Origin of the sequence: Phenylobacterium sp. (genome assembly GCF_019636135.1) — a bacterium.
Taxonomy (GTDB): domain Bacteria; phylum Pseudomonadota; class Alphaproteobacteria; order Caulobacterales; family Caulobacteraceae; genus Phenylobacterium.
Window position 1 is genome coordinate 79086 of the sequence record NZ_JAHBYD010000005.1, and the last position, 17304, is coordinate 96389.

Here is a 17304-nt window from a genome sequence, read left to right on the forward strand (position 1 = left end):
ATCACGGTCCAAGCACTTCGTGCTTCCCACGTCCCGTTCAACCGGGAATCGTATCTGCTGCATAACTCGCGTTGCAAAACATTGCGGGAGGCAGTGGAGGATGTCCGAAGAAAGAATCTGGCGCTCTGAAAGCGCCTATGAATATATCGACAAACTGTCGCCGAGCGATTTGGCATGGGAATTCCTGCGACGAAATCCCGATTACCTAAGGGCCTATCGCGACCTCGTCGCAGCCGGTCGGCTGACTGAAGACGTTGCGCAAGACTTCGCAAATCGATGGGGGTTGCGATTTCGCGGCCGATCCCAATTGCTCCGGTCTCATCCGACCGATCTTCTGGACGTCGCAAGTCGATCCCGCTGTTCTCACTCTCGCGCCGGGACCGACGCCAACCGAAGGGATCGGAATCCGCCCCGATGATCTGCGCGCCGGCGTCCTTGTCGAGCATGATCCGACGCTGGTCAGGATCGCCGTACAGCGTGAACCCTACGACATAGCGTTCGACAACGTCGGTGGCAGCCCTGCGCTCGCCGCCGTGGTGATGCTCGACGACCTGACGCCGGACCGCCTCATTGCTCTGTCGCGCTTCTGGAGTGCGATAGCCGGCAAGCCTGTGCCGCCCGATCCGCGCATGACCGATCAGCGCCGCCAACGCGCGCGGCATATGCTCCGCGCCGTCGATGCCCGCGCCACCGGCGCCACCTATCGCGCTATTGCCGAAGGCCTTTTCCCTCACCACGACGTTGAGTCCGCCGCCTGGGTCGGGACCGCGATCCGCGAGACCACCATCCGCCTGGTGCGCGACGGACTCAAACTCGTGCGCGGCGGCTATCGCAGTCTGCTTCGCCGGGCGCGCCGGGACCGCTGACACCCGACAGGGTGTCGATCTTATTCTCCTAACTTCGACATCGTGGAAGGCGCCGTCTTCGCGCCACCGTGCTCGCAACCCGCCGCTTTTTCCCAGCGGCATCCCGCGAGACCACGGAGGTTCGATCATGGCCGAAAAAGCCGCCATTCTACCGCCACGCTATCTGAGGACGCAGGAGGCAGCGCGCTTCCTCGGCCTGTCCGAGCGCACCCTCGAAAAGCACCGCACCTACGGCACCGGGCCGACTTACCGTAAGCTCGGCGGGCGCGTCGTCTATTCCGTCGACGACCTTCAGACTTGGGCGGATCGCGGGCTCGTCACTTCGACCTCCGATCCGCGCGGCGGCACGGTGCCGCCCGCCAAGCGCCAGCCATCCGCTTCCGCCAGTGCCGGCGGTCGCTTCCCGCGCTGAGGACGGCTCGTGTCGCCCGGCCGACATCATAGCGAGCGCGCGCAGCTCGATCTGTTCCGGGCGCTGCCCGGCGACCTGGCGCCGCGCGACGCGCAGGACCTCATGGCCTATCCCTTCTTCTCGCTCGCCAAATCGAAGCGCCTGGCGCCGATCGACTTCAAGGCCGGCTCCATCGTCATCCGCGTCGAGGCCGTGGCCGACCACGGCATGGCGACCATCTGGGACGCGGACATCCTGATCTGGGTCGCCTCGCAGATCGTCGAGGCGCGCGATCTCGGCCTGCGCCCGTCGCGCCTGATGGCGACCACCCCCTACGAAATCCTGAACTTCATCGGTCGCGGCGTTTCCTTGCGCGATTACGACCGCCTGAAAGCGGCGCTCGACCGGCTCCAGTCGACGACGGTGGCGACCTCCATCCGTCAGCCGACCGAACGGCGCATGCACCGCTTCTCCTGGATCAACGAGTGGAAGGAGCGCGCCGACCATCGTGGTCGGCCGCTCGGCCTCGAACTCATCGTGCCCGACTGGTTCTACGGCGCGGTACTGGACGACGCGCTCGTCCTCACCATCGACCGGGACTATTTCAGCCTGACCGGCGGGCTGGAGCGCTGGCTCTACCGCCTGGTGCGCAAGCACGGCGGCAAGCAGGAATATGGCTGGAGCTTCGACTTCGCCCATCTCCACGCCAAGTCGGGTAGCCTCTCGCCGCTCAAGCATTTCGCCTACGACCTGCGCGAGATCGTTCGCCGCCAGCCGTTACCGGGTTACCGGCTGACCATCCAGCCGTGCGCCAATGGCCCCGACATCCTCACTTTCGCGCCGACCGATCCGATCCCCTTCGGGACACCACGCCGTCGTCGCCGCGCCAACCGCCAGCCTGGGGATAAGCTGTGAATCGCCTCGTGCTATCAGGGACCGGCACTATCGTGCCATCGGGGACCGGAGTCTCGTGCTATCGGGGACCAAAATCGCCGATTCAGCTTTCTGAATCAGGCGCTTGCGGCCCCCGTAACGTCTCTAACCTAGATTCCTACGGAATCTTTCTAACGCGAGCGCGCTTTTCGGCTGCTGTGGACGAGTCCCCGATTGCCGGGAGACGGTCATGATCGTCGCCCTGCTCAACCAGAAGGGCGGCGTCGGCAAGACGACGCTCGCGCTGCACCTCGCTGGCGAATGGGCGCGCAATGGCAAGCGCGTCACTCTCATCGACGCCGACCCGCAAGGATCAGCCCTCGACTGGTCGCAGCAGCGCAGCCGGGAGGGGCTGGAGCGGCTGTTCGGTGTCGTCGGCCTGGCGCGCGATACGCTGCATCGCGAAGCGCCGGAGCTGGCCCGCGACGCCGACCACGTCGTCATCGACGGCCCCCCGCGTGTCGCCGGCCTGATGCGCTCGGCGCTTCTCGCCGCCGACCTCGTGCTGATCCCGGTGCAGCCGTCGCCGCTCGACGGCTGGGCCTCGGCCGAGATGCTGGCTCTGCTCAGCGAGGCGCGCATCTATCGTCCCGGTCTCGCCGCGCGTTTCGTGCTGAACCGCTGCGCGGCCCGCACGGTGATCGCGCGTGAGACTGCCGAGGCGCTCGCCGATCACGATCCACCCGTGCTGGCAGCCAAGATCGGCCAGCGCGTTGCCTTCGCCGAGGCCGCGCAGGGCGGTCGGCTCGTCTCCGAACTCGATCATGCCGCGCTGGCGGCCGCCGAGATCGCTGCGCTCGCCGACGCGGTTGAAGGGATCGCACCATGAACGCGCGGTCCCCGAAACGCGGCTTCGCCGCCCGTCCCGGTGATGCCGAAAGCTGGATCAGGACGCCCGAGCGTTCGACCGACAGACCGTCGCCGGCCGAGGATTTCTCGGCGCGACTCACCATCGACGTCACCGCCGACATGCGCGGCCGCATCAAGATCGCCGCCTTCCAGCGCGGCCAGACCGTCGCCGACATGCTGCGCGCCCTGTTCGCGCGCGAATTCCCATCCGCGCCGGGAGACAGCCAATGATCGGCTCCGCCGCTCCGCTGGCCTCGGGTGCAGCCACGGCGATCGCCGATCTCACCGCCGTCGAACTCGTCTGGATCGAGAAGCAGACCGAGCATTGGATCCGCTTCGGACGCGAGGTCCGCGAGCAGATCCTTGACCGTCGCCGCCGCATCCTGTTCTTCGCTCCCGGCACGATTTTCGCCCTGGTGCGCTGGGCCGCGAACGAACACGGCACCGTGTTATCGCGGCTCGACATCCTGCGCGCCGTGCGGCCCGGCGATCCCTGCCAGAGCGTCCCCACCGTAACGCCCGGTGGTGACATTCTGCTGCGCGTGGATGGCTGGCCGAAGGTCGCCCGCATGCTGGAGCGGATCGACGCCATCGAGGCCGATGGCATCGATCCCGCCGAGGTCTCGCCCGACCATTGGCGGCACGTCCACAACCGCCTGACAGCCGGCGAGACGCCGCGTCGCTATTCGCCCGACCGGCATCGCGCTTTCCTCCTCGCGCGGAGGACCGGCGCATGATCCGCCTCGGCTACGCCATCGCCACGACCGCCGCCGTCTCGCTGTTCGGCGTCATGTCGGTCGTCTCCTTCGCGCCCAGGCTCATCTGGAATGCGTCGGCCAGCGCGCCGATCGGCCTCTACGCCATCCAGCCGGAACGCTTCCCGGACATCACCGATCTCGTCGCGATCCGCGCGCCCGAGCCTCTCGACAGTTTCCTGGTCGAGCGCGGCTATATCGGACGCGACGTGCCGCTGATGAAGCGCATCGCCGCCCTGCCGGGACAGCGGGTCTGTCGGCGGGGCCTCGCCATTACGGTCGACGCCGTGCCGATGGGCGATGCGCTCGCGCGCGATCGTCTCGGCCGTCCGTTGCCCGTGTGGCAGGGCTGTCGCCTCGTCGCCGAGGGCGAGCTGTTCCTGATGAACTGGCAGGTCGGCGACAGCCTGGACGGCCGCTATTTCGGCCCGCTTCCGGCCTCCGCCGTCATCGGCCGGGCGATCCCTCTCTACACCGACGAGGACGGCGATGGCCGCTTCGTCTGGCGCGCGCCGACGCTGTGACGGCGCGCCCATGTCCATCCTCACCGCAATTCCATGGAGGCAATCATGTCCCTGATCGGTCAATTCACACGCGACGAGTCCGGCTTCATCGGCAATTTGCAGACGCTCGCCCTGCAACAGGACATCATCATCTTTCCCGCAGAGCCATCGGATGCCGAGAACGCGCCGGATTATCGTGTTCACGTCTTCGACGGCATGAACAACGAAACCGGCGCGGAGATCGGCGCAGGCTGGAAGCGGACCGGCGAAAAGGCCGGTGACTATATCTCGCTGCAGTTCGACGATCCGACTTTCCCGCAGCCGATCCGCGCCAACCTCTTCCAGTCCGCCGACGACAAATCGGCCTGGGGGCTGCACTGGAACCGGCCGCCCAGGCGCGGCGACCGGGACTGACCCATGCCGTCCCGTCGCTCGCGCGCTGTCACCGGGCGGTTTCCCGCCGCCCGGCTGACGGTCCCCCTTCTCCTTTCTGGCCTGTCTGCGGCAGCGCTCCCGGCGTCGCCCGCCAGCGCGCAGGCGATGCCTCCGGCGCACACCGCGACCGCCGATCCCTATGCAGGCTTCGTCACCGAAGCCGCGCGTCGGTTCGGCATTCCCGAGCTGTGGATTCGCGCCGTCATGCGCGTCGAAAGTCGCGGCGACGTGCGCGCGGTCTCGCCCAAGGGCGCCATGGGCCTGATGCAGATCATGCCGGCCACCTGGGCGGAAATGCGCGCCCGATACGCGCTCGGCGCCAATCCCTACGATCCGCGCGACAACATCCTGGCCGGCGCGGCCTATCTGCGCGAAATGCACGACCGCTACGGCTCTCCGGGCTTCCTGGCGGCCTACAATGCCGGTCCCGGTCGCTATGAGGATTATCGCGATCGCCGCCGTTCACTTCCGGCCGAAACGCGCGCCTATGTCGCCATGCTCGTGCCGGTCATCGGCGGGTCCGACATGCCGTCTCCCGTCACGGTCGCCGCCGCCGACCCACTCGCCTGGACGCGCGCACCGCTCTTCATCGTGCAGGCCGATGGCGGTTCGGCCGCAGATCGGCCGCAGCATGAGGGCGCGTCGGCTGCGCCATCCGCGCCGCTGCCGGAAGGCGCGCCCGAGCCGGCCGGCCCGCAAACCGGCGGCCTCTTCATCGGTCGCTCTTCGCCTGCGGGGCCGCGATGACCGCGTTCGCACAGGATCGCACCATGGCGGGCTCCAGCGCGGGAAAGGCGGGAGCGTGGGGAGGCACGGGAATCACAACCGCACGATGGCAGGATAAAGGGCCGCGATGTGCGGCTTGGGGCGGTTGTGGTTTTTCAAGGAGTTACCGCGCGATTGCGCGATGTGCGCCTGTTCGGCGTGAGGTGCGCTATCCGCGTCTGTTCAAGAATCTCAGGGACTTCGCGCGATGTGCGGGGCGCCAGCCATGAGCGGCGAAGACGATTTCCGCATCCGGCCCGGGCGCATCCGCTCCACCCGCGCGCAGTCCGCCAGACCCTTCATCGCCCAGGCGCTGGCCGCCGCGCACAAGGCCGGCGGCTCCCTCTCCCGCAAGGGAAGGATCGGCCCCGGCAACCGCTCGCGCTTCGGCCGTGGGCAGCGCGCAGCCGTGCAGGCCAACCGCCTGCTCACCGCCCGGTCACGCGGCGCAGTCATCAAGGCGCGCGTGGTCCGCCACGGCGGACGCAATGCGCCGCTCGGCACTCATCTCAATTATCTGCGCCGCGAGGGCGTCACCCGGGATGGGGAAAAGGCGCACCTGTTCGGTCCGGGTGGCGAGGAAGTGGACGCGAAGGATTTCGCCGGCCGCTGCGAGGATGACCGCCATCATTTCCGCTTCATCGTCTCGCCGGACGACGCCCTGGAGATGTCGGACCTGCGCGGCTTCACCCGCGATCTGGTCAGCCAGATGGAGAAGGATCTCGGCACTTCGCTCGACTGGGCGGCCGTCGATCATTGGAACACCGAGCATCCCCATGTCCATCTGATCGTGCGCGGCGTCCGCGACGACGGCGAGAACCTCGTCATCTCGCGCGACTATATCAAGGAAGGCATGCGCGACCGGGCGCGCGATCTCATCACCCAGGAATTGGGGCCGCGCACCGACCTCGACATCCGCCGCGGTCTGGAGCGGCAGATCGAGACCGAGCGCTGGACCGATCTCGATCGTCAGCTTGCCCGCGACAGCTATCGCACCGGCATCGTCGACCTCGCGCCGCATCCCGACCGCCGGCCCGACGAATTCCATGCCCTGAAGGTCGGGCGGCTGCGCAAGCTGGAACGGCTCGGCCTCGCCGACGAAATCGGTCCCGGCCAATGGACGATATCCGAGACCGCCGAGGCGACGTTGCGCGAGTTGGGTGAGCGCGGCGACATCATCAAGCGCATCCACCGCGGCCTGACCGAGCGCGGGATCGAGCGGGGCGCGGCCAGCTATGTGCTCGCCGCCGAGAGCATCGACGATCCGATCGTCGGCCGCCTGGTCGAGCGCGGCCTCGATGACGAACTGAAGGGCACGGCCTATGCCGTGGTCGATGGCGTCGATGGACGCACCCACCACATCAGGCTGCCCGACCTCGACGCGGCCGGCGACAGCGCACCGGGTTCGATCGTCGAACTACGCCGCTTCGACGATGCCCGCGGCCAACGCCGCGTCGCACTCGCCGTCCGCTCCGATCTCGACATCGCCGCCCAGGTCACCGCGACCGGCGCCACCTGGCTCGACCGGCAGGCGATCGCGCGCGAACCGGCGGCGCTCGGCGGCGGCGGGTTCGGCGCCGAAGTCCGCGACGCCATGGACCGGCGCGCCGAGCATCTGATCGAACAGCGCCTCGCCGAACGCCAGGGCCGCAGCGTCATCTTCTCCCGCAACCTGATCGACACGTTGCGCCAGCGCGAACTGGACGCGCTAGCCGAGCGGGTCACGGCCGAGACCGGACGACCGTTCAGCAAGGCCGGTGCAGGGGCTTATGTCGCCGGAACCTATCGCCAGCGCTTCGCGCTCGCCTCCGGTCGCTTCGCCATGATCGACGACGGCCTCGGCTTCCAGCTCGTGCCCTGGACGCCCTCGCTTGAACGCCAGCTCGGCCAGCATGTCTCAGGCGTCGCCCGCAATGATGGCGGGGTCGACTGGAGCTTTGGGCGCAAGCGCGGCCTCGGTCTTTAGCCCCCAACAGACAAGGAGCCATGCCATGTCCGCGACGAAAATCCTCTGGGGCCAGATCCTCACCGTCTTCGTGATCGTGCTGCTGACGACCTGGGCTGCGACACAGTGGACGGCATGGCGGCTGGGCTTCCAGCCGCAGCTCGGTCCGCCCTGGTTCGAGATCGCCGGCTGGCCGATCTATTACCCGCCGACCTTTTTCTGGTGGTGGTATTTCTACGACGCCTATGCGCCGCCGATCTTTGTCGAGGGCGCCTATATCGCCGCGTCCGGCGGCTTCATCTCGATCGCGGTCGCGATCGGCATGTCGATGTGGCGGGCGCGCGAGGCGAAGAACGTCGAGACCTATGGCTCGGCGCGCTGGGCCCGGCCCGACGAGGTGAAGGCGGCCGGACTCCTCGGCGCCGATGGTGTCGTCCTCGGCAAGCTCGATGGCGACTATCTGCGTCACGACGGTCCCGAGCATGTGCTGTGTTTCGCACCGACCCGCTCCGGCAAAGGCGTCGGCCTGGTCGTGCCCTCGCTTCTGACCTGGCCCGGCTCGGCCATCGTCCATGACATCAAGGGCGAAAACTGGCAGCTCACCGCCGGCTTCCGCTCCCACCATGGTCGCATCCTGCTGTTCGACCCGACCAACGTCAAGTCGGCCGCCTACAATCCGCTGCTCGAGGTCCGTCGCGGCGAGTGGGAGGTCCGCGACGTTCAGAATATCGCCGACATCCTGGTCGACCCGGAAGGCAGCCTCGAGAAGCGGAACCACTGGGAGAAGACCAGCCACGCCTTGCTGGTCGGCGCCATCCTGCATGTCCTTTACACCGAGAAGGACAAGACGCTGGCCGGCGTCGCGGCCTTCCTCTCCGATCCGAAGCGCCCGATCGAGTCGACACTGGCCGCGATGATGAAGACGGCGCATCTCGGTGAAGCGGGACCGCACCCGGTGATCGCCAGCGCCGCGCGCGAGCTGCTGAACAAATCGGACAATGAGCGGTCGGGCGTGCTCTCCACCGCCATGTCGTTCCTCGGGCTCTATCGCGATCCTGTCGTCGCCGAGGTGACGCGACGCTGCGACTGGCGGATCGGCGACATTGTCGGCGGCAAGCATCCGACAACGCTCTACCTCGTGGTGCCGCCCTCCGACATCAACCGCACCAAACCGCTGATCCGCCTGATCCTCAACCAGATCGGGCGGCGGCTCACTGAGGACCTGCAGGCCAAGGGGCATCGCCATCGTTTGCTGCTGATGCTCGACGAGTTCCCGGCGCTCGGCCGGCTCGACTTCTTCGAATCCGCGCTCGCCTTCATGGCCGGCTACGGGCTGAAGAGCTTCCTCATCGCCCAGTCCCTCAATCAGATCGAAAAGGCCTACGGACCGAACAACTCGATCCTCGACAACTGCCATGTCCGCGTCAGCTTCGCGACCAATGACGAGCGGACCGCCAAGCGCGTCTCCGACGCCCTCGGCACCGCCACCGAGATGCGAGCAATGAAGAACTATGCCGGCCACCGGCTGTCTCCGTGGCTCGGGCACATGATGGTGTCGCGGTCCGAGACCGCCCGGCCGTTGCTGACCCCCGGCGAGGTGATGCAGCTTCCGCCTACCGACGAGATCGTCATGGTCGCCGGCACGCCGCCAATCCGCGCGAAAAAGGCCCGGTATTTCGAGGATGGAAGGTTTCAGGAGCGGGTTCTCCCGCCGCCGGCGCTGACAAAGCCTAAGAAACCTCTCCCCGACGACTGGAGCGCGCTGGCGCCGCCGCCCGCGCCGATCCTCGCCGAGCCCGTCGCCACCAAGCCCGCGGAGGACGAGGACACCACGGACTCCGAACGCCGTCACCAGCCCGAGTTGAGCCGCGCGGAGCAGCCCGAGAAGAAGCCGGCGATCGACAACGAGTTCGAAATCGATCCGGTCGACGAGCCGGAAGAGGACGTCGCCCGCAACAGCCGCCTGCGCGACACCATGCGCCAGGTCGCCCGTCAGGCCTCGCTCGATCCGGGCGACGGCATCGAGCTGTAAAGGAGGGAGCCCATGTCGAAACCGCCCAGGAAGCAGCGGCTGTCCGTCTATCTGGAGCCCGAGGTGATGAAGGCGCTGGCGCTCCATGCCGCCCGTCGCGATTTGTCGCTCTCGCTCGTCGCCGAGGCGGGCATCGCCTCGTTCTTGTCGCCCGATGCCGCCGAACGCCAGGAGGCCGCCATCGCCAAGCGCCTCGACCAGCTCGACCGACGCATGACCCGCATGGAGCGCGATGTCGGCATCGCCGTCGAGACGCTCGCCATCTTCGTGCGCTTCTGGTTCAACACCACGCCGGCCTTGCCCGAAGCTGCGGCGCAGGCGGCGCGCGCCAAGGCTGCCGAACGCTACGCCGCCTTCGTGGCGGCGCTCGGCCGGCGACTCGCCAGCGGGCCGAAGCTGCGCCAGGAGATATCCGAGGACATCGACCCCACGCGCGACGCGGAATAATCACCCGCCCAGCGCATCACAAGTATTCGGCAGCTCCGCCGTTTCCCTGTCTTTGTACGCCACAGTACGACGACCATATTGTGGTTGTTGTAATACACTGAATTCTGCCTCTTCTACTTGACCCCGATCCAGGGCCGCGCATCGGGCGCGCCCGCAAGAGAACGGGGACGACGTGGCAAACCCCCACCAGAAATCCGAGGCGATCCTTCGCGGCGCGCGCATGCTTCGCACCGCGCTGGGCCCTGCGATCGCCGGCTTTCTGGAAGACCCCGCGATCGTCGAGGTGATGCTCAACCCCGATGGGCGGCTCTGGGTCGACCGACTGTCCGAAGGGTTATGCGAGACCGACCAGCGGCTCTCGCCGGCGGATGGCGAACGCATCATCCGTCTGGTCGCGCATCATGTCGGCGCCGAAGTCCATGCCGGCGCGCCGCGCGTCTCAGCCGAGCTGCCGGAAACAGGAGAGCGGTTCGAGGGCCTGCTGCCGCCCGTGGTAGCCGCGCCCGCCTTCGCGATCCGCAAGCCGGCCGTCGCCGTCTTCACCCTCGACGACTATGTCGCCGCCGGCATCATGGCCGCCGGCCAGGCCGACGCCCTGCGCACCGCCGTTGCGCAGCGCCGCAACATCCTCGTCGCCGGCGGCACCTCGACCGGCAAGACCACGCTCACCAACGCCCTGCTGGCCGAGGTGTCCAAGACCTCCGACCGCGTCGTGCTGATCGAGGATACGCGCGAGCTGCAATGCGCCGCGCCGAACCTCGTCGCGATGCGCACCAAGGACGGCGTCGCGACCTTGTCCGACCTCGTCCGCTCGTCGCTGCGCCTGCGCCCCGATCGTATCCCGATCGGCGAGGTGCGCGGCAGCGAGGCGCTCGACCTGCTCAAGGCTTGGGGGACCGGGCATCCCGGCGGCGTCGGCACCATCCACGCCGGCACCGCGATCGGCGCGCTGCGCCGTCTCGAGCAGCTCATCCAGGAAGCCGTCGTCACCGTGCCCCGCGCACTGATCGCCGAGACCATCGACCTCGTGGCGGTGCTGTCCGGCCGCGGCAACGCGCGCCGCCTCGCCGAACTCGCACGCATCGAAGGGCTCGGCCCCGACGGCGATTACCGCGTCACCACCATCCAGCAGCCCGACCAAGGAGATCCGTCATGATCCGACATGCCTTGCGTATCCGCCGACACGTCGCCACGGCGGCGTCGGTCACCTTCATCAGCCTGGCGCTCGCGCCGGCCGCCCACGCCTCCGGCTCGTCCATGCCCTGGGAGGCGCCGCTCCAGTCGATTCTGGAGTCGATCGAGGGCCCTGTCGCCAAGATCATCGCGGTGATCATCATCATCGTCACCGGCCTGACGCTCGCCTTCGGCGACACCTCGGGCGGTTTCCGGCGGCTGATCCAGATCGTCTTCGGCCTCTCGATCGCCTTCGCGGCATCGAGCTTCTTCCTGTCCTTCTTCTCGTTCGGCGGCGGGGCGCTCGTCTGATGGTGGGAGGTGTGGACCACGGCACCGAAGTCCCGGGCTTCTCGGTGCCCGTCCATCGGGCGCTGACCGAACACATCCTGCTCGGCGGCGCGCCGCGCTCGATCGCCATCCTCAACGGCACGCTCGCCGCCGCGCTCGGTCTCGGCCTGCGCCTCTGGCTGGTCGGGCTGGCGCTGTGGGCCATCGGCCATTTCGCCGCCGTCTGGGCCGCCAAGCGCGATCCGCAGTTCGTCGATGTCGGACGTCGGCATCTGCGCATCCCCGCCTATCTCGCGGTCTGAGGGCGTCGCCATGATGAACCTTGCCGAATATCGAAATCGCAACACAAGGCTCGCCGACTTCCTTCCCTGGGTCGCGCTGGTCGGCGACGGAGTCGTTCTGAACAAGGACGGCAGCTTCCAGCGCACGGCGCGGTTTCGCGGCCCCGATCTCGACAGCGCCGTGCCCGCCGAACTGGTCGCCGTCGCCGGCCGTCTCAACAATGCCTTCCGCCGCCTTGGCTCAGGCTGGGCGATCTTCGTGGAGGCGCAGCGCCATGAGGCCGCGACCTATCCGGCCAGCCGCTTTCCCGATCCGGCGTCGGCTCTGGTCGATGCCGAGCGCAAGGCCGACTTCGAGGAAGCCGGAGCGCATTTTGAATCCAGCTACTTCCTGACCTTCCTCTATCTGCCCCCGGCGGAGGACGCCGCGCGCGCCGAAAGCTGGCTCTACGAGGGCCGCGAGCGCGGCGGCGTCGATGCCCATGAGGCGCTGCGCGGATTCGCCGATCGCACCGATCGCATCCTGCAACTCGTCGACGCCTTCATGCCGGAATGTGCCTGGCTCGATGATACGCAGACGCTGACCTATCTGCACTCGACGGTCTCGACCAAACGGCACCGCGTCCGCGTGCCCGAGACGCCGATCTATCTCGACGCCCTGGTCGCCGATCAGCCGCTCATCGGCGGGCTCGAACCGCGCCTCGGTGACGCGCATCTGCGCATCCTCACCATCGTCGGCTTCCCGACCGCCACCACGCCCGGCATCCTCGACGAACTCAACCGGCTCGCCTTTCCCTATCGCTGGGCGACCCGCGCTGTCCTGCTCGACAAGATGGATGCGACCAGGCTGCTCACCAAAATCCGTCGGCAATGGTTCGCCAAGCGCAAGTCGCTCGCCGCCATCCTCAAGGAGGTGATGACCAACGAAGCGTCGGTGCTGGTCGATACGGACGCCGCCAACAAGGCGGCCGACGCCGATCTCGCGCTGCAGGAACTCGGCGCCGACTATGCCGGCCAGGCCTACGTCACCGCCACCATCACCGTCTGGGACGCCGATCCGCGCATTGCCGCCGAGAAGCTGCGGCTGGTCGAGAAGGTCATCCAGGGCCGCGACTTCACCGCCATGCCCGAGACCATCAACGCCGTCGACGCCTGGCTCGGCAGCCTGCCGGGCCATGTCTATGCCAATGTCCGGCAGCCGCCGCTGTCGACGCTCAATCTCGCCCACATGATCCCGCTCTCGGCGGTATGGGCGGGCGAGGTGCGGGACGAGCATTTCGCAGCGCCCCCGCTGCTCTTCGGCAAGACCGAAGGCTCGACCCCGTTCCGGCTTTCCATTCATGTCGGCGATGTCGGCCACACGCTGATCGTCGGCCCGACGGGCGCCGGCAAATCGGTGTTGCTGGCGCTCATGGCGCTGCAATTCCGCCGCTATGATCGCGCGCAGGTCTTCGCCTTCGATTTCGGCGGCTCGATCCGCGCCGCGGCGCTCGCCATGGACGGCGACTGGCACGATCTCGGCGGCGGCCTGACCGATGGCGCGGACGACAGCGTGTCGCTCCAGCCGCTCGCGCGGATCGACGATGCGGGCGAGCGCGCCTGGGCCGCCGAATGGATCTCCGCCATCCTCAGCCGCGAGAGCGTCGCGATCACGCCGGAAGTCAAGGAGCACATCTGGACAGCACTGACGTCGCTGGCCTCGGCGCCGCCCGCCGAACGCACCCTGACCGGCCTGTCGGTGCTGCTCCAGTCCAACGATCTCAAGCAGGCGCTGCGCCCGTATTGCGTCGGCGGCGCCTATGGCCGGTTGCTAGACGCCGAGGCCGAACATCTCGGTGAAGCCACCGTCCAGGCCTTCGAGACCGAGGGATTGATCGGCACCGGGGCCGCGCCCGCGGTGCTCGCCTATCTCTTTCACCGGATCGAGGATCGCCTCGATGGGCGCGCGACGCTCATCATCATCGACGAGGGCTGGCTCGCGCTCGACGACGAGGGCTTCGCCGGTCAGCTCCGCGAATGGCTGAAGACCCTGCGCAAAAAGAATGCGTCGGTCATCTTCGCCACTCAGTCGCTCTCCGACATCGACGGCTCGGCCATAGCGCCCGCCATTATCGAGAGCTGCCAGACGCGCATCCTTCTCCCCAACGAGCGCGCCATCGAGCCGCAGATCACCGCCATCTACCGGCGGTTCGGACTCAACGACCGGCAGATCGAGATCCTCGCGCGGGCGATGCCGAAACGCGACTATTACTGCCAGTCGCGCCGGGGCAATCGGCTGTTCGAGCTGGGCCTGTCCGACGTGGCCCTGGCACTGTGCGCCACCTCCTCGAAATCCGACCAGGCCGCCATCGCCCAGACCGTCGCCGAGCATGGCCGCGAAGGTTTTCTCGCCGCCTGGCTCAATCGCTACGACCTCGGCTGGGCGGTCGATCTCATTCCCGGCCTCAACACCATGGAGACATCATCATGAACGCGCGCCGCTCGCGCGCGGCACGCGTCGCTGCCGCGCTGTTCACCGCCCCTGTTCTCACGCTGCCATTCCTGGCGACGCCAGCCCACGCCCAGTTCGGCGGCATTGTCTATGACCCTACAAACTACGCCCAGAACCTGCTGACCGCTACGCGCGCGCTCCAGCAGATCAACAATCAGATCACCTCGCTCCAGAACGAGGCGACCATGTTGATCAACCAGGCCCGCAATCTCACGAGCCTGCCCTATTCCTCGCTGCAACAACTCCAGCAGTCGGTGCAGCGCACCCAGCAGCTCCTCGGCGAGGCGCAGCGCATCGCCTACAACGTGCAGAACATCGATCAGGCGTTCCGCACCACCTACGGCAATGCGTCGATGACGGCGTCGGACCAACAGCTCGTCACCGACGCGCGCGAGCGCTGGCAGAACACGGTCGGCGGCTTGCAGGACGCCATGCGCGTACAGGCCGGTGTCGTCGGCAACATCGACACCAACCGCGCGCAGATGTCGGCGCTGGTCGGGCAAAGCCAGGGCGCGACCGGCGCCTTGCAGGCGACGCAGGCCGGCAATCAGCTTCTCGCGCTCCAGGCCCAGCAGCTCGCCGACCTGACCGCTGTGGTCTCAGCGAACGGCCGCGCGCAGGCGCTCTCCGACGCCGAGCGCGCCGCGGCGGCCGAACAGGGCCGCGAACAGCGCCGGCGCTTCCTGACCCCCGGCAGCGGCTATCAGCCGGGCAACGCCCGGATGTTCCCCGGCAGCGGCAACTGAGGGCACGGCCATGGACGGCAAGATGCTCGCACGCCTGGCCGCCGTCGTCTTCGTCGCGCTCGCCATTACCGCGACGGCGATCGAGATGAGCCGCAAGGAGGAGCCGGTCGAACCCTGGGCCTCCAGCCGGCCCGCAGCCTCGACCGTCGATCCGCTTCGCGACGAGCTGCTGCGATGCCAGGCCCTCGGCGAAGCGGGTCCGCGCGATCCGTCCTGCCTCCGCGCCTGGGCGGAAAACCGCCAGCGCTTCCTCGCGCCCGGCTCGCGTCCGGCCGAACGCCTGCCGCAACCGCCTGCCGCACCGCAGACCCAGGCGATCCCGGCGCAACCGGCCGAGGCGCAATAGGCCATGGGCAACACCGGCGTCATTGACCATTTCCTCGAGGTCTTCACCCGCTATATCGACGGCGGCTTCGGGCTGCTCGGAGGCGAGGTCGCCTTCATCGCCACCACGCTGATCGTAATCGACGTCACGCTGGCGGCGCTGTTCTGGTCCTGGGGCGCCGATGACGACATCATCGCCCGGCTGGTGAAGAAGACCCTGTTCGTCGGCGTCTTCGCCTACATCATCGGCAACTGGAACAATCTCGCCCGTATCGTCTTCGAAAGCTTCGCAGGACTGGGGCTGAAGGCCAGCGGCTCGGGGTTCACGACCGCCGATCTCCTGCGGCCCGGCAAGGTCGCGCAGACCGGACTCGACGCCGGAAGGCCGCTGCTCGATTCCATCTCCGGCCTCATGGGCTACTGGTCGTTCTTCGAGAACTTCATTCAGATCGCTTGCCTGTTCCTGGCCTGGGCGCTGGTGCTGCTCGCCTTCTTCATCCTCGCCATCCAGCTCTTCGTTACGCTGATCGAGTTCAAGCTGACGACGCTCGCCGGCTTCGTGCTGATCCCGTTCGGCCTCTTCGGCAAATCCGCCTTCATGGCCGAACGCGTGCTGGGCAATGTCATCTCGTCCGGTATCAAGGTGCTGGTCCTCGCCGTCATCATCGGCATCGGCTCGACGCTCTTCTCCGAATTCACCGCCGGCTTCGGCGGCGCGACACCTTCGATCGACGAAGCCATGGCCATCGTTCTGGCCGCGCTGTCGCTGCTCGGCCTCGGCATTTTTGGCCCCGGCATCGCATCGGGCATCGTCTCTGGCGGACCACAGCTCAGTGCCGGTGCGGCGGTGGGAACCGGACTCGCGGCCGGCGGCATGGTTGCGCTCGGCGCCGGCGCCGTGGGCGCGGCCGCTACGGGAGGCGCATCGCTGGTCGGAGGGGCCGCCGCCGCCGCTCGTGGCGGCGCGGCTCTCGCAGGTGGCGCTTCCACGGCCTACAGCCTGGGTGCGGCCGGCCAGTCCGGCGCTGCCGGTGTCGCATCGGGTCTCGGCGGTGTCGCCCGCGCCGGCGGCAGCGCAGCGATCTCGCCTTTGCGCCGCGCCGCATCCCGCGCCGCCGAAAGCATGCGTTCGAGCTTCAACGCTGGCGGTCGCGCCGCCTTCGAAGCCACCGGCGGCGCATCGACCGGCGGGACGATCGGCGGCGACGCCGCCGAGGCCGCATCGCCAGCCAAGGCCGACGGTCCGCCCGCCTGGGCCCAACGCATGCGCCGCAGCCAGAAAATGACTCATGCCGTCCAGGCCACGGCGCACGCCGTCCGCTCCGGTGACGCACATGGCGGCGGCTCTTCCGTCAACCTCTCCGAAGGCGACCGCTGATGTTCAAACGACCTTCCACCCACTATGGCAAAACTGCTGAGCCGGAGACGCCCTATCAGCGCGCCGCGCAGGTCTGGGACGAGCGCATTGGCTCGGCCCGCATCCAGGCGAAGAACTGGCGGCTGATGGCCTTCGGCTCGCTCTTCCTCTCGGCGGGTTTCGCCGCGGCGCTCGTCTGGCAGTCGGCGCGTGGCACCGTTGTGCCATGGGTGGTGCAGACCGACCGGCTCGGCCAAGCGCAGGCCGTTGCGCCGGCCGTGGCCAATTATCGCCCGACCGATCCGCAGATCGCATTCCATCTCGCCCGCTTCATCGAGGAAGTCCGCTCGATCCCGGCCGACGCCATCGTCGTGCGCCAGAACTGGCTGCGGGCCTACGACTTCACCACCGATCGCGGCGCCGCCGCCCTCAATGACTATGCGCGCGCCAATGACCCCTTCACCAAGGTCGGTCGCCAGCAGATCGCGATCGAGGTCTCCAGCGTCATCCGCGCATCCCCCGACAGCTTCCGCGTCGCCTGGGTCGAGCGCAGTTACGAGAACGGGCAGCTCGCCACGACCGAGCGATGGACCGCGATTCTGACGATCGTGATCCAGACGCCGCGCAACGCCGACACGCTGCGGAAGAACCCGCTCGGAATCTACGTCAACGCCATCAACTGGTCACGGGAGCTTGGGCAATGAGGCCGTCTTTCCGTAA

20 protein-coding genes and 1 pseudogene are annotated in these 17304 nt (G+C 67.8%); all 21 read left to right on the forward strand.

Features of this window, described 5'->3' with window-relative positions; all coding sequences use genetic code 11:
• Positions 1-100: 100 nt before the first annotated feature.
• Positions 101-241 (forward strand): annotated as a pseudogene (locus tag KF737_RS22445) (DUF6499 domain-containing protein); the annotation flags it as partial.
• A gap of 13 nt (positions 242-254) precedes the next feature.
• Complete coding sequence (locus KF737_RS05065; RefSeq protein WP_296450989.1) at positions 255-866, forward strand: DUF2285 domain-containing protein; 612 nt, start codon at positions 255-257, stop codon at positions 864-866.
• A gap of 127 nt (positions 867-993) precedes the next feature.
• A complete protein-coding gene (locus KF737_RS05070; protein WP_296450990.1) occupies positions 994-1278 on the forward strand; it encodes a helix-turn-helix domain-containing protein in 285 nt (94 codons plus the stop codon).
• A gap of 9 nt (positions 1279-1287) precedes the next feature.
• On the forward strand, positions 1288-2172 hold the full coding sequence (locus KF737_RS05075) for a replication initiator protein A (RefSeq protein WP_296450992.1): 885 nt from the start codon (positions 1288-1290) through the stop codon (positions 2170-2172).
• 208 nt (positions 2173-2380) lie between these two features.
• Positions 2381-3019: a ParA family partition ATPase gene (gene parA, locus KF737_RS05080; RefSeq protein ID WP_296450994.1), complete on the forward strand. Its 639-nt coding sequence runs from the start codon at positions 2381-2383 to the stop codon at positions 3017-3019.
• The gene (locus tag KF737_RS05085; protein WP_296450996.1) at positions 3016-3270 is read left to right on the forward strand and encodes a hypothetical protein; all 255 of its coding nucleotides are present in this window, start codon (positions 3016-3018) and stop codon (positions 3268-3270) included. The genes parA and KF737_RS05085 overlap by 4 nt, the downstream gene beginning before the upstream one ends.
• Positions 3267-3776, forward strand: a complete 510-nt coding sequence (locus KF737_RS05090) for a DUF2840 domain-containing protein (RefSeq protein ID WP_296450997.1) — start codon at positions 3267-3269, stop codon at positions 3774-3776. The genes KF737_RS05085 and KF737_RS05090 overlap by 4 nt, the downstream gene beginning before the upstream one ends.
• Positions 3773-4318, forward strand: coding sequence for a S26 family signal peptidase (locus KF737_RS05095; RefSeq protein ID WP_296451000.1), 546 nt, complete (start codon positions 3773-3775; stop codon positions 4316-4318). The genes KF737_RS05090 and KF737_RS05095 overlap by 4 nt, the downstream gene beginning before the upstream one ends.
• Positions 4319-4363: 45 nt before the next feature.
• Positions 4364-4711 (forward strand): DUF736 domain-containing protein, encoded by a 348-nt coding sequence (locus KF737_RS05100; RefSeq protein ID WP_296451002.1) that lies wholly within the window; start codon positions 4364-4366, stop codon positions 4709-4711.
• A gap of 3 nt (positions 4712-4714) precedes the next feature.
• On the forward strand, positions 4715-5479 hold the full coding sequence (locus KF737_RS05105) for a lytic transglycosylase domain-containing protein (RefSeq protein WP_296451004.1): 765 nt from the start codon (positions 4715-4717) through the stop codon (positions 5477-5479).
• 244 nt (positions 5480-5723) lie between these two features.
• The gene (locus KF737_RS05110) at positions 5724-7463 is read left to right on the forward strand and encodes a VirD2 family relaxase/mobilization nuclease (protein ID WP_296451005.1); all 1740 of its coding nucleotides are present in this window, start codon (positions 5724-5726) and stop codon (positions 7461-7463) included.
• A gap of 25 nt (positions 7464-7488) precedes the next feature.
• On the forward strand, positions 7489-9474 hold the full coding sequence (locus KF737_RS05115; protein WP_296451007.1) for a conjugal transfer protein TraG: 1986 nt from the start codon (positions 7489-7491) through the stop codon (positions 9472-9474).
• A gap of 12 nt (positions 9475-9486) precedes the next feature.
• Entirely contained in the window at positions 9487-9921 is a 435-nt protein-coding gene (locus KF737_RS05120) for a CopG family transcriptional regulator (protein WP_296451009.1), read from the forward strand.
• 220 nt (positions 9922-10141) lie between these two features.
• On the forward strand, positions 10142-11077 hold the full coding sequence (trbB, locus tag KF737_RS05125) for a P-type conjugative transfer ATPase TrbB (protein ID WP_367273209.1): 936 nt from the start codon (positions 10142-10144) through the stop codon (positions 11075-11077).
• Positions 11074-11406, forward strand: a complete 333-nt coding sequence (locus KF737_RS05130) for a TrbC/VirB2 family protein (protein ID WP_296451012.1) — start codon at positions 11074-11076, stop codon at positions 11404-11406. Before trbB ends, KF737_RS05130 begins: the two co-directional genes overlap by 4 nt.
• Entirely contained in the window at positions 11406-11687 is a 282-nt protein-coding gene (locus KF737_RS05135; protein WP_296451014.1) for a VirB3 family type IV secretion system protein, read from the forward strand. The genes KF737_RS05130 and KF737_RS05135 overlap by 1 nt, the downstream gene beginning before the upstream one ends.
• A 10-nt stretch (positions 11688-11697) precedes the next feature.
• A complete protein-coding gene (trbE, locus tag KF737_RS05140; protein ID WP_296451016.1) occupies positions 11698-14136 on the forward strand; it encodes a conjugal transfer protein TrbE in 2439 nt (812 codons plus the stop codon).
• Positions 14133-14903, forward strand: a complete 771-nt coding sequence (gene trbJ, locus KF737_RS05145) for a P-type conjugative transfer protein TrbJ (protein WP_296451017.1) — start codon at positions 14133-14135, stop codon at positions 14901-14903. Before trbE ends, trbJ begins: the two co-directional genes overlap by 4 nt.
• Before the next feature lie 10 nt (positions 14904-14913).
• A complete protein-coding gene (gene trbK-alt, locus KF737_RS05150; RefSeq protein WP_296451019.1) occupies positions 14914-15249 on the forward strand; it encodes a putative entry exclusion protein TrbK-alt in 336 nt (111 codons plus the stop codon).
• A 3-nt stretch (positions 15250-15252) separates the two neighbouring features.
• On the forward strand, positions 15253-16605 hold the full coding sequence (gene trbL, locus KF737_RS05155; protein ID WP_296451021.1) for a P-type conjugative transfer protein TrbL: 1353 nt from the start codon (positions 15253-15255) through the stop codon (positions 16603-16605).
• A complete protein-coding gene (gene trbF / locus KF737_RS05160) occupies positions 16605-17288 on the forward strand; it encodes a conjugal transfer protein TrbF (RefSeq protein ID WP_296451023.1) in 684 nt (227 codons plus the stop codon). Before trbL ends, trbF begins: the two co-directional genes overlap by 1 nt.
• Positions 17289-17304 lie beyond the last annotated feature (16 nt).